Source organism: Undibacterium sp. Di27W (genome assembly GCF_049340345.1).
GTDB lineage: Bacteria > Pseudomonadota > Gammaproteobacteria > Burkholderiales > Burkholderiaceae_D > Undibacterium.
In genome coordinates this window covers 287910-302666 of record NZ_JBMPOS010000003.1, presented here as the reverse complement: position 1 = coordinate 302666, position 14757 = coordinate 287910, and the positions used below count along the sequence as shown (strand labels likewise).

The following is a 14757-nucleotide window of genomic DNA, read 5'->3' as shown; positions in this document are numbered from 1 at the left end:
GCACTCCATGGAAAAGGTGCGCACACTATAGTTGTCATTTATGACCTTAACATTACGACAGCAAGTCCACTAGCTATGCTGTCATTGCTGCGTCACATGCAGCTAGTACATTCGCGGGCAAGAATTTTCACGCAAATTTACGTACTCAAGAGGTCATATCAAATGAAGCAAAGTAGCAAAAACCTGATGCTGAGCAGCATGGCTGCAGCCATGCTGCTGACTGCCTGCGGTGGCAGCGACAATAATACGGCTGTCGTCCCAGTCACACCTACGCCAGTCAATGGGATATTCCTGGATGCGGCAGTGGAAGGGCTGGATTATTCCATCGCTGGCGGCAGCAAACTCAGCACATCTGCTACTGGCGGCTTTAATTGCAATGCTGGTGACACCGTCGCCTTCTCAGTCGGTGGCATCGCCCTGGGTAATGCGCCTTGCGCGGCAACTGCAACGCCCTTGACGCTGGCTGGCTCCAGCAATGTCAAGGATGACAGCGTGGTCAATCGCCTGCTATTGCTGCAATTGCTGGATGAAGACAATGATGTTGCTACAGGTATCAAAATACCTGCTACAGTGAAGACTGCACTCGCTGGCCAGACGCTGGATTTCAATGCCACTGCTGCCAACTTCAATACGGCACTGACTGCAGTATTAAGCAAACTGCCAGCGAATTACCAAAAACTCAGCGTGGATGCAGATCGCCGCACCCTCGTACGCGAACATTTTGAAGACACCATGGCATCCAGGCTGGGCACACCTGTTGTTGATACTGTCACACAAACCAATACCCTGGGCACGGTCAGCGCCAGCGTCACGCGTTATCAGATACAGGCGGCAGATAAATTCTTCGTGCCGTATGAAGGTAGCAATGCTGCAGTCAAGGCAGAATTCCCAAAAGGCTTCTTGCCCTCCTATGGTTCTGGCCTGACCTTCAAGGGCAAGGCTGCTGATGGTTCGTTGGAATTCTATGGCATCACTGACCGCGGCCCTAATGGCGATGGCCCCAAGGTGCCTAACTCGGTAGTGACACCTGGCGCTACTGGTACGAGTGACGCCAAATTCTTCCCCTCTCCCAGCTTCACGCCTTCCTTTGGCCTGATCAGCATAGGCAAGGATGGCGCTGTCCTGAAATCCAGCACACCCATCAAGTTCAGCCCTACCATCAATGCATCCGGCCTGTCTATCGCAGCGGGTAAGCTTGGCTCTTCTGCTGAAGTGCCTTTGAATGACTCAGCAAAATACGACGCCACCAGCAAAACCACCTTCAGCGACTATGGTCTCGATACCGAATCCATCGTCTATGATGCGGCACGTGGGGTAGTCTGGGTGTCGGATGAATACGGTCCTTTCATTTTGAAGATAGATATAGCCACTGGCATCATTCAGAAAAAATACCAGCCAGGCACAGGCGCTGGTGACTTGCCTGCGGTCTTGTTGAAGCGCCGGGCCAACCGTGGCATGGAGGGTCTGTCACTGGAAGTTGCCACTGGCAAGCTGAATGGCTTTATCCAAAGCCCACTCGATGATGGCAAGGCCAATTACATCGTACCAGGTGCAACGGCAGCGACCAGTGAAAGCATCAAGGATTATGCCAGGTTCAACCGCTGGGTAGAATTTGACCCGACGACAGAAAAAACCAGGCTGTATGCCTACCCCATAGACAGCACCCAATACACCGCAGGCAAGACTGGCAATGCAAAACTGGGGGATATGGTATCGCTGGGCAATGGCAAATTCATCGTCATAGAACAGGGTACAGACCCGAATGGCAAGGCCTTTAACAAGCTCATGCTGGTACAGGTACCGAGCAATGCAACTGATATCGCCAACATGAGCACAGACCTGGAAAAAAGCAGCATGACAGGTGCAGCAGTGAATGGCGTTAACTATGCGGACATCGTCCTGCTCAAGAAGACTCCGTTGTTTGACCTGAACAATGCAGGCTGGCTGGCAGAAAAAGCCGAAGGCCTGGCCCTGGTCGATGAAAACACCCTGGCGTTGACGAATGATGATGACTTTGGCATGAAGACCGTGATTGTTGATCCTGCGGGAGCCATCGTGGTGGGTGCGGATGTCACCAAGTGTACGGTCGATGCCAATGGCGCATTGACGACAACCGCAGGTGCCCTGGGCTGTACCGCCGGCAACACCATGCGCGTTGGTCGTGGTGCGGATACTGAGCGCCCTAATCGTATCTGGCTGTTCAAGTTCAGCAAAAAACTGGCTGACTTCAATATCCCGTCCTGATATTGTCTTGCCGATAAAAAGCCGCTGTGAGTTTAAAAGCTCACAGCGGCTTTTTTTCAATTCAATACCATCTCTTGCGATAGATAGGAATACACCGCCGACACCCGGCGCAAATGCCTGGCCTCGGTATGCGTCAGCAGCCATAACTCAGTCTGGCATTCATCCAGCACATCTGTCAGTTGCACCACGTCTTTGCGCCCCTGCGCCAGGAACAGCGGCAAGATACCCAGGCCCAGGCCCTGCCCCACCAGCTCTGCCACGGTGAGTATGCTATTCACCTTGTAAGTCGCCTGCAACCTGGGGAAATGCTTCTTGCGCCACACGACAGACGGATGTTCGGGCAAGGCATCGTCAGGTGCTATCCAGTGATGACGCTGTGCGATGTCGGCGTCAAAGTGTTTGATCTTGCTGGTCTTGCCTGCATACAAGGCCACCCGTATCGGCCCCAGATGCTTGCCTATCAAATGCTGGGGTGGCCGTTTGCTGGCGCGTATGGCAATGTCAGCATCACGCCTGGTCAGGCTGGCCAGTTCATTGCCTGCATACAAATCCAGGCTCAGTAAGGGATGCAGTAATTGCAGGGGCTTCAAAACCGGTGCCAGCAGGCCATGCAAGATAGTGTCTGTGGTGGTAATGCGTACCACACCTGCCACCTGATCTGGCTGCATTTGCATGGCTGAGCGGGCAGCTTCGAGTTGCGCTTCCATTTGCTCGGCATGCACGGCTAGTTCCTGTGCCAGTTCATTGGCTTGATAGCCGGTGCGCGAGCGTTCAAACAAGCGCTGGCCCAGACCTTTTTCCAGTTTTTGTATGCTGCGAAATACGGTGGAAGCATCCAGTGACAGACGTTCACCCGCCTCGGCCAGTTTGCCGGTACGCACCAGCGCCAGCACTACTTCCAGGTCGGCTGCATTTAATCTGTATTGCGTTTTTGCATTCATGCTTTGCTTCCATGCCTATTTTCATTGCAATGATGAAATTCTATATTAGCGCCATTCATCACTTTTTGGAGAATAAAATGACTCAATCAAATATATCCAGCAGCAATGCTTACGGCATCAGCTTGTTGCGCATCAGTCTGGGCATCATGTGGATAGCCCATGCCATGTTAAAACTATTTGTATTCACCCTGCCAGGCACGGCGCAATTTTTCACCAGCATAGGTTATCCAGGTTTTTTGGCCTACCCCGTGTTTGCGCTGGAATTACTGGGTGGCATAGCGCTGGTGCTGGGTATTTACAGCCGCCAGGTGGCGCTGGCCCTGGTGCCTATCATGGCTGTTGCCGCGACTGTGCATTTTGGTAATGGCTGGGTACACACCAGCCCTAACGGTGGCTGGGAATATCCCGTGTTTCTCATCGTGACATCAATCGCCGTCTGGCTCCTGGGTGATGGTGCTTTTGCCTTGCGCAGCAGCCGCCGTTTTTCACCAGCCTGAGTGCAGGAGTAGCAAACATGAGCAAATATATATTGATCAGCCACGCCCTTTGCCCCTATGTGCAAAGGGCAGCGATCAGTCTGATAGAAAAAGGTCTGGCTTTTGAACGTGTGGATATAGACCTGGCGAACAAGCCAGACTGGTTTTTGCAGATATCCCCACTGGGCAAAACACCCGTCCTGGTCGTCAATGGGAAAGCAGTTTTTGAATCTGCCGTGATTTGTGAATACCTGGATGAAACCACGCTATCCAAAATGCACCCCGAGAAAGCATTGGAAAGAGCAATGCATCGCAGCTGGATAGAATTTGCTTCTGCCACCTTGAATAGCATAGCAGGTTTCTACAATGCCACTGACGAGCGTACACTCGCCATCAAGATCGCTGAATTACAGGGAAGACTCTCTATCCTGGAAAACCATCTAGGTGCAGGCCCGTATTTCGCGGGTGAAAATTTCAGCCTGGTGGACGCCGCCTTCGCACCTGTATTTCGCTACTTCGAAGTGTTTGAGCAGATCGCTGATTTTGCTTTCTTTGCCTATCTGCCCAAACTGACAGCCTGGCGCAGCGCATTACAGAAACGTGCGTCGGTGCGCAGTGCAGCCCATGAAAATTATGTGGCTTTATTACTGGAGTTTCTACGTGCGCGCGGTTCTGCTTTATCACGTCGCATGCAATAAAAAAACGGTGCAGGTAAATCTGCACCGTTTTTATTTTCCGGGATGAAAGAATCAAAGATTGTTTTTCAAGAATTCCCATTTGGCTTTTTGCAGCGACCACATGGTCCAGTCACCACGCGGGCCATGGCCTGCGCCTGGGTACAATTGCAGGCTATAGTCCTTGCCATTCTTGATGAGTTCATCAATGAACATGATAGTATTTTGCGGATGCACATTGTCATCCATGGTGCCATGCATGATCATGATCTTGCCACTCAAATCCTTGGTGGCTTTCAACACGCTGCCCTTGTCATAGCCTTCTGCATTATCTTGCGGCAGGCCCATATAACGCTCGGTATAAACGCTGTCATACAAGCGGTAATCCGTCACGGGTGCACCGACAAAACCTATTTTCCAGGCCTTGCTATGTGTCATCGCATACGAAGTCATGTAGCCGCCATAACTCCAGCCATTCAGGGCTATCCTGTCCATGTCGGCCCAGCCCTGTTTGCGTAACCATTCCAGGCCATCAAGCTGGTCCTGCAATTCCAGTTGACCCAGTTTTTTGTGTATTGGCCAGGCGCTGACGATACCCTTGTTGCTGGCACTGCGGTTATCCAATACCCATACCACGTAGCCTTGCTGCGCCAGGAAGTGGTGCCAGAGATTGCTATTCCAGCGGTCCACTACTTGCGGTGCCATGGGGCCAGAATACAGATGCTGGTAAACCGGATATTTCTTTTTAGGATCAAAATCCGGTGGCAGGAACAACTGGCTTTCCATCAGGAAGCCATCGCGGGATTTGATTTGTTGCTGCGTGACTTTGGCAAGCTTCAAACCCTGCATTTTCTCAGGCATACCAACATCATCGACCAGCTTCAGCGATACACCTTCGGCATTGAATACTGCCTGCCTGGGCGGCTGTTTGATGCTGCTCCAGCTATCGATGAAATGGGTATAAGCGCTATTCCAGCGCGCGTTGTGGCTGCCAGACTCAGTCGTCAATCTTTGCAGCTTGCTGCCATCCAGATTGATGGCATACACATCATTGCCTATAGGGTTGCGCTCGTTCGCTGAGAACAAGACTTTGCTGCGCGCCTCATCAACACCATAGACCATACGTATGTCCCAGTCACCCTGGGTGATCGCACCCTTGAATTGATATTGCTGGTCATAGCGATACAGATGATGATGGCCAGTGCGATCAGATTCCCAGACGAAGCTGCCATCTTTCAAGAATTGCGGCAAAGGCAGACGCTCAGTCCAGGCCGGGCTGCTTTCGCGCAACAAGGGCTTGCTACGGTACTGGCCATCATACAGGCGCAAATCCAGCCAGGTTTGCACACGATCTTGCCAGGATGCCAGCAACTTGCCATCGGGTGTCCAGCCGACTTGTACGATCAGGGTTTCCTTGCCTGCATAAGGGTTTTCTGTCCAGCTGGTTTTGCCCGCCATATCGACGACACCCAGCTTGACTTCAGGATTGGGATCACCAGCCTTGGGATAACGCGTGCGCTCAGTCTTGACAGGTTGTACATGGTCACCGCTGAGGGTATAGACCGGTACTTTGCTTTCATCAAAACTCAGGTAAGCGATTTTTTTTGAATCCGGTGCCCACCAGAATGCGCGCAGGCGGCCACGACCATAAATCTCTTCCATATAGACCCAGTCCAGACGGCCATTGAAGGTGGTTTCATTGCCACCTGTAGTCAGGCGTTTTTCTGTACCAGTGGCGACATCGGTCAGGTAGATATCATTGCCTTTGAGGTAGGCAACGGACTTCAGGTCAGGTGAGAGTATCGCTTCATCTTCCGCCTGCTCAGGTGTATGTGTCAGTTCTTTGACTTTACCCTGCTGCAAATCCAGCAACCACAAATCATTTTTATAAGTGAACAGATAAGATTTCAAGTCTGGCTTGAATTGTGGTGTCAGCTTGTCGACCTGGGCCCTGGCTTCTTTTTCGGGTATGCCTGCTGCTGTCATCAGGGCCAGGATATTGCCATCGGCGGCCAGGGCCTGTTTTTCCCAGCTAGCTGGATTGACAACAAATTGCTGGACTATGCCATCCTTGCTTTGTGTTTCTATCAAACGGTTTTGCGCATCCCAGGCCAGGCGTGTCAGCGGCCTGGTATCAAATTTTTCTTTTTTTGTCGGGTGATACAGCATTTCCAGGCTGAGCATGCCATCTTGTGCCTGTGCGGCGATGGCCACCAGCAAGAGCGGCAATACCCCGTATGCCAAGCGATTTTTCATATTTTCCCTCATATATTTTTATTGTGAATATGGCATAAAGCGATGAACTTCTTGCCTATTTTGATTAAGACTACTTATCTGCCACACAGTTCACAGCAGTGAATTGAACAAGATAATGCTCAGAAAAATGTGCGCCTGCATTAAAAATCTCAAGGCAAGCCTGCATTATGGTGACTTTTATTTGCCAGCCAGATAGCCCATGACCTGGGACAGCCGCTCTTCCACATTGCCGCGAACGAGCAAGTAAGGCAAGGCCCGCTGCCTCAGTTGCTGCACATACCATGCTTGCTGATGCAGGCGGAAAGCATGGTCCTGGCGCGTGCCATCCTGTATCAGGGGAATATCGATATCACAAAGGATGATGCAATCGTATTGCGTATTTGCCATCTGCTGCAAGGCATCAGCAGCTCGCTGAAACATCGCCAGGCTATACAGCAAGGTCGTCAGCGGTGAGGTATCGCAAACCAGCCACTGGTCCGCTTGCGGACCTAAGTGATCTTCGCTTGCCAATTGCCTTACTGCGATAGCCTCCATATCTTCAAACTGCAGTTTCCCCTCTTTTGCTACCCACAGTTCACGCCCATATTCGGGTACCCATAGGGTTTGCAAGTGCTGGGCCAGTGCCGCAGCCAGGGTGGTTTTACCACTGGATTCGGCACCGAGCAGGCAAATCTTTTTGACGAAGCTGGCATACACATGAGCAGACAGAAAAGCTCTATTTGCATGCGGATCAAGTCTCACTCTGGTGCCGGAAACTGGTACCGTAATACGCTGTTGATCGAGCTTGATATGCGTCACTACAGGCAGTCCAGGATCATGTTGCTGAAAACATTGCGTCAACACTGCAGCAAAACCATCTCCATAGTCTTCGCTGGTGAAGACAGCATCGACTGTGGTTTCCAGCAGGACCAGGCATAACCAGCCAACGAATTGCCTGTGCATTTCTTCTGCTGCATCATTGTGCGGGATTTCTGGTATGTCAGCTATGCCGCGTTCTATACATAAACGCTGCAAGATCGCATCATCAATAACCAATCGCTGGATATGCGGGAATGATAATGCCAGCCAGCGTTCACGCTCCAGCGGGCCACACAAAGGAAACTCTGGCTTGGTATAACTGATGAGCAGCAAGTCTGCACATGCCTCGCTGGCCTGTGCTATCAGGTATTCATGCCCTTTGTGCAAAGGGCAAAATTTACCGACGATCAAACCACGCTGAAATGACTTGCTCATTTTGTCGCAGTAACAAATGCAATGGTCTGCTCACTGTTGATATTTTTCCGCCAGGCCAGCCAGGACACAATGGCATTGATCCAGTAAACCGCATACAGGAAGGCAGTTAAATACAATTCACGGCTGGCATACAGGGGCACGGCGATGGTATTCACCAGGAGCCAGAACATCCAGTTTTCCAGCCGCCTTTGCATCAATAATATTTGCGCGATGACGCTAAACACCAGTACCGCAGAATCAACAAAAGGGGCATAGGCCCTGGTCCAGTAATGCAGCAGTGCACCATAAGCCAGTGTCGCCAGCAAACCCACAGGCAGGGACCAGAGATAGCTGGACTTACCTGCTCTGGAGATTGGTAAAGCAGTACCATTACGCCCCTTCAGCCATTGCCACCAGCCTATGATACTGGTGAGGATAAAAAATAATTGCAGCAATACATCGGCATACAGCAGGGCCTGGCCAAATACCAGACTAAACAAGATGCTGCCCAGGATGCCTGTCCACCAGGTATGTACGCTATTGCGACCCGCCAGGAGTATGGAAATGGTCGTGACTGCATTGGCAGATAATTCTAATGCTGAGATCAAGGGTAAGCGCCTTCGAGGTCGGAAGTGTATTGCAATATTTTATCCTCAGTAGTAATCATTTCTACTGATAGCTGTTGAATATCAAATAAGGCTGCTAAAGCCTGCTTTGCCTGATCCGCCAGGTACATGACAGACGGGGCCAGGCGGATGATACTGCGGCCATCTGCCTTTTGATGAAAACCATATTGTGGCAAGGGCAAAGCCTGTAATGCATGCGTGATATCGATATTATTCACCCAGTCACCCGTCCTGGTCTGGAACCGGACTGGCGAGCGGCCAGCCAGGCCCAGCAGCATGGGGCCTTTGATGCTGTTCGCCATCGCAGCAAAATCACCGGTGCGATAACGCAGCAGGGGCATGCAAAAATTGAAGCCGCCTGACAGGCAGATTTCACCGCGCTGGCCTGCTGCTACTGGCTGGCCGTTTTTGTCGAGTATCTCTACATATAATTCAGGCTGCAATAATAGATGACCGCCAACAGCAGCATCATAGACTGCCACTGGCCCAACTTCATTGAGGGAATAAATATCCAGCACAGGGCAGCGAAAGCGCGCCTCCAGCATGTGCCGCATACCGGGTGACATGGCCATGGACACCGAGATCAGGGCGCGCGGTAATTTTGTCAGCTCCAGTTTTGCCAGTTCGGCAAATGACAGCGGGTCACCAGTCATGACCTCTGGTGCCAGGGCATCCAGATAGCATGCCCGGTCTGCCGGATCGCGCCAGTCATCGACATGCAAATTGATCTTGGCCAGGCCAGAATCATCCATGGTCGGTGTGACTGAAGTATAGGTAAAACAGCGTTGCTGAAAACCCACCAGGACGACACCGACTTGCCCACGTCCATGCCGCAAAGTGATGCCGTTCAAGAGCAAGGCGCGCTTATGGAAAGTCAGGTAGCGTGCCGCCACCACGGGGTGGGAAGCAATGAGCATGGGGTGACCCGTCGTGCCGGTGGTGCGGAAATTGATGAGTCTTGCCAGCTCCACCGTATCCGGTACAAAAGCCGCGATATCTGCTGCCAGGTCTGCACGACTGATAGCAGGGACATCTACCAATTTTTTGGGGACAGAACCAAGGCTGCGGTAATGTGGTACATGGGCAAAAACATGCGTTATAAATTGATCGAGCCAGTCAGGCAGGATGCCAGGTGCCCAGGCAACGGGCGCAGCTAGGTGTGCATTTTCAAATTCACGTAATTCTTCCACTTCTTGGGCAAGCAGGCGATTACCACTATGATTGCGAAAAGCCGGCGCTGATGGATGCTCGACCATGAAATCCAGCATAGCCTTGCCGTGCTCAGACAAAGTCGGAAAATTGCTGATCTCTTGTGATGTGGCCAGACTCATTCACGTGTCCATTTGTCCGCAGACTCTTCTGCTGCTTTTTTCGCCAAAGCTTCACGTATGGCGCGGGCGCGTTCTTCTGCTGCGCGGCTGGCTTCGACCAGGCGGCGACGCTCTATGCCGCTGATGCTGGATAATCTGTCCGTCGCTTGCGCCAGGCTTTCACCATAAGGCCGGAAATTCAAACGTGCCAGCACCACCCTCGCCAATTCTTCGCGCCTGTCAGGGTCATTGCTGAATTTGTGGGCCGCAGTAGTAGCAGCCAGCTCGGCCACGGCCTGCTCCAGTATGCTCATGAACTGAGCTGCTGGCAGGGCTGCCTTGATAAACCATTCATCCGCCAGCAACCAGGTGGTAATCATGGTCAGGGCCAGACGATTCCTGTCTTTGCTGGCATTGCTGCCATCAAACTGTTCCAGATGATTGAGTGTTGAAGTATTTCCCAGCATGCTCAGCACATCATTGACCAGGGCTGCCACGGCCACGCCTTTTGCACTCCTGGCTATACGCGGTTCATCCATGAAATCTGGCGGTGTATTTGCCAGCCTGTGCGTCAGGGTTTCCAGTATGGGGCCTATGTTATCCATGATTTTCTACTTATCTCAGATAATGTTGTTGACTGAATATGCGGGCAAATTCCATCAGATGCTCAAACTGGGTGATAGCATGGATATGCCAGCCTTGCTCATCACGGGCACGCTTCAGGTCACGTGGTACTTGTGCATAGTATTTGGATTCCTGCTCCCAGTTCGATGGCAAATTCAAGGCCATGCTGCCACCAGCACGCGCTACCTCCATGGCCCTGGCTGAGACATCCCAGCCGCTATTACCCAATTCATCTTTATCAAACATGGTGGTAATGCCATCGTCAGAAATCATCAATATATGCACTGCCCTGTCTGCTGGTTTTCTGTTCATGTAAGTCTCGCGCATGCGAGGTATGGGGAAGCAGGTGCCACCACCAAAAAATCCTGTCAATACACTGAGGATTTCTGCATCATCCCGCACGAAGCCCCTGGTTTGCAAAGTTTCGTTTTTACCGCTCCACAAAGTCACCTGTACACGCGAACCCGCGCGCAAGGCTGACATGGCAATGATGGCACCAGCCAGTGTCAGGTAAGAGGTATGTGTTTGCGGATTGGGCATGGAGCCGGAACTGTCTACATACATGTCCAGGTCTACCGGTATATGTCCGGGGTCTTTACCCTGTTCGTTACCGTAAGCGCGCTTCACTGTGGTCAGGCCTGGTATGGGGCGTGGCGATTGCAGCAAGGTTTGCAGCCAGTCTATCTCATCAAAAGGCTCGCCTATATCCCATTGCTCCAGGCCTTCTAGTTGCGGCTCTGGCGATTGTGGTTTGGGTCGTTTTGGAAAGGGCACAATATGCGGCAAGGCGCGTTCACGGTAATAGCGTATGGCAATCTCATGGTCAGTCATCCTGATGCCTGCTGCCCTGAGGATTTCGCCATACTCGTATGGCTCGCGGGTTTGCCCTGATGAGGAGGATGCCGTCGTTTCAGTCGGCTCTGTCTGTATATCATCAACACCTGATACCAAAGGATCACTGGCCGGGTGGATAGCACCGTCAATCTCGTCCGCTTCTATGTCTTGCGCACCTATGGGTTCGCAACCGGCTGCGGCATCCCTGGTGTCATGCAAGTGGGCCAGCGCTTGCTGGCTGGCGCTGGCTTCGTTATCAGCAATCAGATAGGGCAACAAGAGCGTGGCGAACTTGCCGGCCGCACGCATCCAGTCACCTGCATACACACGTATCAGGCGAGCACCCAGCCAGGCATCGGTATCCATTTCTGTGCTGACGGCCTGGCTGGCGATCAGGCTGCCTTTTTCCAGTTTCCATAGGTGTTCATAGATGCGCATATACATGGCCCAAATCTGGCTGCTGGCAGCCGCAGCGCTTTCACTCTGGTCTTTGCCATGTTGTGCCAGACGCAGGTAAATATCTGCCATACGCAAACTGGCTTGCCTGTGCAACCTGTCATTGATATACAGGTCGGTATACAAATTAGCGACCATGGGGGCAAATTTTTCCAGCGTGGGCAAGGCACGGCGTATCCTCGCCAACAAGCGAAATTGCTCAGTCACGCTGCCGGGTGCAAAGACATGGTGGCCGACTTCATGGGCCAGAATTTCTACCGCATAATCTTGCAAGCCCAGTTGCTGTATACCTTCCAGATCCACCACGACGCTTTGATCGACCAGACGTATCATGGCAAAGCTGCCGCTCAAACCTTCTTGTGCGGCTTCTACCCGGCTTTCACATAAGAGGGGATGATGCAGACGGGTAAACCTGCTCCATGCTGCCAGCGCTTGCGGCCAGGCGGCTTGCCATGTGGCCAGCAGAGTTTGCTGATCTGTGGATGGCGTGTTCATGACAGCGGGTACAGGCTGATGCCATAGGTAAAGGGAGAGCTGACGGCGGCCGTATGCAGATTGCAGGTCAGCAGTAATTCCTTGGCAGGCAAATTCAGCACATGCCTGGCACCTCTGGTTTGCAGAGTGCTGTCTTGCAAGCTGGCGGCAACGATATCCGTTAGCACAGCACCATGCTCAAATTCATCCTTGCTGGATGTATGCAAGACTGCACCGTAGACATCGGCCATCAGCAAGAAGTAACGATCGGCACTTTTCACCCAAAATCCATATTCGCAGGCACGCAACTCAGGCGGCGCAGGAAAAGCTCCACCAAAGCCAGTGAACTGACCGACAGTGCGGCCTTGACTCAGCGCACTCCTGCGCGCCACATCCGGGCACCACCAGGGGTCTTGCTGCATTTGCGTTTTGATTTTTAGCCAGTCACTGCCTGGTTCTGCCTCCAGCAATTGTAATAGCAATGCTGATGGCAGAGTATCCGCTACTGCCAGCGCGCCCTCCCTGAAATGTGTCATGCCAGCACGCCATGCCAAAACCTGCCCGGTAGCCTGCAAAGCAGGCAGGCTGGTGATTTGGGGGGCAATTTTTTTCATTTCACCCAGCCACTGATCTGGCCTGGCACCTGGAGTTTTTTCTATATTCAGGGCGGCATTCGTCAGCAAGGCAAACACTTCGGCTGGGGCGTTAACCAGGATGTGGGTATAGGCAGGCAACAAATCCTGCCACACCCGGTCAACAATTTTGCTGCGTGCACCGGCACCCGTCAAAGCCTGGCCAACCAGCTCAAGTGCAATATCATAGGCTGTCAGGGCAATGATGGCGACTCTGTCTGGCATGTGCACAGCGACGGCTTGCATGACAGGAGCGACGCTGTTTTGCAAAAAATCAGCAAAAGCCTGCACATCAAAAGCGGGATATCGCCGCCGGGCTTCAACTACCCTAGCATTGAACTGGCTACGGCCCGCAGCCAGTACCTGAGCAAATGGACCAGATATCATTGCGAGCGCAACCACTTCAGGTAATTGGTATAGCGCTGATGCAGGTATTTCAGTTTGAGCAAATCATCGTATAAATGCCCATATAATTTACGGCCTTTGACGCGCTCGCCTATCAGCCTTTCTATCCTGGTCAATCTGGACCTGGTATCGCGCTCACTGACATCATTCAAGCCCTGGGCAAATTCAGCTGCCAGCTCCCCTACCGGATCATCCCTGTCCAGATCCAGGCGGTTGAATTCATCATTCGAGAGATCAAACAAGCGGCGTAACCAGCCCAGACGATCAGTCTTATAAGCAGCATTTTCGGGACGGGAGAAAAAGGGCGCGTCTATGTCTGGATGCAATTTATCGAGCAAGACAAAGGGCAGTATCTGGCGCAAGTCATCCAGCTCCACACTCTTATTGCCACGGAAATAAGCCAATGATTTGGCGTAGATCAGCAAGGTCATGAGGTTACGTACCGATACTCCGTTCATGGTCTGGCAACCTAGATCCTTGAGGCGGTCGCGGCCATTGTCTGCTGCCACGATTTGCCCCCAGTCCATGCCTGACAGGCGCGCCGTGTCCTTGGTCATATATTCAAACTGGGCACCGGCTGTTTCAAACAATTCAAACTGGCTGCAAAAAAATTCCAGCCTGTGTCTTACTTCTGGTGGTACTTCTATCTGGCGTATTTCTTCGCCTGCGCGGTCTACCTCTTTTTCCGTAAAAATCAACTCACGCGGCATAAGTTCTTCTGGCCGTATGTTTTCTTCTATGCGTACCAGCAAGTCATTCAAAAAGCGCGGATTGAAAGCCAGTGCCTGCACAGTGACATCAATGCGGTCACGCAAGGCATCAATGACCTGATAAGTACCGCCGCCCTGGTCATCATTCGCGGTCAGATACCAGGCTGACTCCGGGCATTCATAAATCTGCCCCAATACCTCGGCATAATTGTCGCCCATCACAGTCAGCAAGGCACTTTGGGTGCGGGTAGGAATGCGGTTATATTCGTCGATGATCTTGACCCGCATGCCCAGCCATTTACGCCAGGCGATGCGGATATCATCCATATTCTGTGCCGCCATCAAGTCCGCGGGCAAGGGATTGCCAAGCAAGTCAGCAATGGTCATCTGTGGGTGACCATGCTGCATGGCGCGACGCACATCACGTACCGGTGCGCCGGATAAGACGCCCATCAAAATCGCGCTGGCCGTCTTGCCGCGCCCGGGGCCACCAACGAACAGGCACTTTTTGCGGGTAACAAAAGTCAGCAAGGGCAGCAGGATAAAGCTGGAATAACTTTGCGCCGATGGTAAAGTCAGGGTGCGCTTGCTGTCGCCCACTGCATAGGTCTGACTGGGCCCTTCGTTATATTCAATATCATAGTGTGGACTGATGATGGCGTTATTGACGATCCAAAAATAAGCCTGCCTTAACTTTTCATCAAGTGCCTGCTCACCCTCTGCCAATGCGGCCCCACTTTGTAACGGCCCTTGATACAGCGCTGCCACATCAAATTGCCGCGGCTTGACGACAGGCTTGGGATTGGTGGGTGCTTGTGAAATACGGTTGAAGATATTAAAAGGCGACATCAGGTATTTCCAGACATGGATTTAATGAATGAAC

At 52.1% G+C, this 14757-nt stretch carries 12 protein-coding genes; 3 read left to right on the top strand and 9 right to left on the bottom strand.

Annotated elements, in window-relative coordinates; genetic code table 11:
• The first annotated feature begins 162 nt into the window (after positions 1 to 162).
• Complete coding sequence (locus ACO0LF_RS09110) at positions 163 to 2244, top strand: esterase-like activity of phytase family protein (RefSeq protein ID WP_423013787.1); 2082 nt, start codon at positions 163 to 165, stop codon at positions 2242 to 2244.
• Between the two features lie 56 nt (positions 2245 to 2300).
• Here ACO0LF_RS09110 and ACO0LF_RS09105 read toward each other — a convergent pair whose 3' ends face one another.
• Positions 2301 to 3185: a LysR family transcriptional regulator gene (locus tag ACO0LF_RS09105; RefSeq protein WP_423013786.1), complete on the bottom strand. Its 885-nt coding sequence runs from the start codon at positions 3183 to 3185 to the stop codon at positions 2301 to 2303.
• 77 nt (positions 3186 to 3262) lie between these two features.
• Here ACO0LF_RS09105 and ACO0LF_RS09100 point away from each other — a divergent pair, with 77 nt between their 5' ends.
• Both ACO0LF_RS09100 and ACO0LF_RS09095 read left to right on the top strand, forming a co-directional pair.
• Complete coding sequence (locus ACO0LF_RS09100; protein ID WP_423013785.1) at positions 3263 to 3682, top strand: DoxX family protein; 420 nt, start codon at positions 3263 to 3265, stop codon at positions 3680 to 3682.
• Positions 3683 to 3699: 17 nt separating this feature from the next.
• Positions 3700 to 4359: a glutathione S-transferase family protein gene (locus ACO0LF_RS09095; RefSeq protein ID WP_423013784.1), complete on the top strand. Its 660-nt coding sequence runs from the start codon at positions 3700 to 3702 to the stop codon at positions 4357 to 4359.
• A gap of 51 nt (positions 4360 to 4410) precedes the next feature.
• Here the strand turns inward: ACO0LF_RS09095 and ACO0LF_RS09090 are convergent, their stop codons facing one another.
• The 8 genes from ACO0LF_RS09090 to ACO0LF_RS09055 all read right to left on the bottom strand — a co-directional run bounded on the left by ACO0LF_RS09090 (position 4411) and on the right by ACO0LF_RS09055 (position 14723).
• A complete protein-coding gene (locus ACO0LF_RS09090; RefSeq protein ID WP_423013783.1) occupies positions 4411 to 6591 on the bottom strand; it encodes a S9 family peptidase in 2181 nt (726 codons plus the stop codon).
• A gap of 177 nt (positions 6592 to 6768) precedes the next feature.
• Complete coding sequence (locus tag ACO0LF_RS09085; protein WP_423013782.1) at positions 6769 to 7824, bottom strand: AAA family ATPase; 1056 nt, start codon at positions 7822 to 7824, stop codon at positions 6769 to 6771.
• Positions 7821 to 8411, bottom strand: coding sequence for a nicotinamide riboside transporter PnuC (gene pnuC / locus ACO0LF_RS09080; RefSeq protein ID WP_423013781.1), 591 nt, complete (start codon positions 8409 to 8411; stop codon positions 7821 to 7823). Before pnuC ends, ACO0LF_RS09085 begins: the two co-directional genes overlap by 4 nt.
• Positions 8408 to 9760 carry an AMP-binding protein gene (locus ACO0LF_RS09075; RefSeq protein WP_423013780.1) on the bottom strand — a complete coding sequence of 451 codons (1353 nt, stop codon included), beginning with the start codon at positions 9758 to 9760 and terminating at the stop codon, positions 8408 to 8410. The genes pnuC and ACO0LF_RS09075 overlap by 4 nt, the downstream gene beginning before the upstream one ends.
• Entirely contained in the window at positions 9757 to 10344 is a 588-nt protein-coding gene (locus ACO0LF_RS09070) for a hypothetical protein (RefSeq protein ID WP_423013779.1), read from the bottom strand. Before ACO0LF_RS09070 ends, ACO0LF_RS09075 begins: the two co-directional genes overlap by 4 nt.
• A gap of 10 nt (positions 10345 to 10354) precedes the next feature.
• Positions 10355 to 12148 (bottom strand): VWA domain-containing protein, encoded by a 1794-nt coding sequence (locus ACO0LF_RS09065; protein ID WP_423013778.1) that lies wholly within the window; start codon positions 12146 to 12148, stop codon positions 10355 to 10357.
• The gene (locus ACO0LF_RS09060; protein ID WP_423013777.1) at positions 12145 to 13146 is read right to left on the bottom strand and encodes a hypothetical protein; all 1002 of its coding nucleotides are present in this window, start codon (positions 13144 to 13146) and stop codon (positions 12145 to 12147) included. The genes ACO0LF_RS09065 and ACO0LF_RS09060 overlap by 4 nt, the downstream gene beginning before the upstream one ends.
• On the bottom strand, positions 13143 to 14723 hold the full coding sequence (locus ACO0LF_RS09055) for an AAA family ATPase (protein ID WP_423013776.1): 1581 nt from the start codon (positions 14721 to 14723) through the stop codon (positions 13143 to 13145). The genes ACO0LF_RS09060 and ACO0LF_RS09055 overlap by 4 nt, the downstream gene beginning before the upstream one ends.
• Between the last annotated feature and the right edge of the window lie 34 nt (positions 14724 to 14757).

Excerpts from the sequence above, each read along its gene's own strand:
- ACO0LF_RS09110 (WP_423013787.1), top strand. The coding sequence starts at position 163 with ATGAAGCAAAGTAGCAAAAACCTGATGCTGAGCAGCATGGCTGCAGCC.
- ACO0LF_RS09105 (WP_423013786.1), bottom strand. The coding sequence starts at position 3,185 with ATGAATGCAAAAACGCAATACAGATTAAATGCAGCCGACCTGGAAGTA.
- ACO0LF_RS09100 (WP_423013785.1), top strand. The coding sequence starts at position 3,263 with ATGACTCAATCAAATATATCCAGCAGCAATGCTTACGGCATCAGCTTG.
- ACO0LF_RS09095 (WP_423013784.1), top strand. The coding sequence starts at position 3,700 with ATGAGCAAATATATATTGATCAGCCACGCCCTTTGCCCCTATGTGCAA.
- ACO0LF_RS09090 (WP_423013783.1), bottom strand. The coding sequence starts at position 6,591 with ATGAAAAATCGCTTGGCATACGGGGTATTGCCGCTCTTGCTGGTGGCC.
- ACO0LF_RS09085 (WP_423013782.1), bottom strand. The coding sequence starts at position 7,824 with ATGAGCAAGTCATTTCAGCGTGGTTTGATCGTCGGTAAATTTTGCCCT.
- ACO0LF_RS09075 (WP_423013780.1), bottom strand. The coding sequence starts at position 9,760 with ATGAGTCTGGCCACATCACAAGAGATCAGCAATTTTCCGACTTTGTCT.
- ACO0LF_RS09070 (WP_423013779.1), bottom strand. The coding sequence starts at position 10,344 with ATGGATAACATAGGCCCCATACTGGAAACCCTGACGCACAGGCTGGCA.
- ACO0LF_RS09065 (WP_423013778.1), bottom strand. The coding sequence starts at position 12,148 with ATGAACACGCCATCCACAGATCAGCAAACTCTGCTGGCCACATGGCAA.
- ACO0LF_RS09060 (WP_423013777.1), bottom strand. The coding sequence starts at position 13,146 with ATGATATCTGGTCCATTTGCTCAGGTACTGGCTGCGGGCCGTAGCCAG.
- ACO0LF_RS09055 (WP_423013776.1), bottom strand. The coding sequence starts at position 14,723 with ATGTCGCCTTTTAATATCTTCAACCGTATTTCACAAGCACCCACCAAT.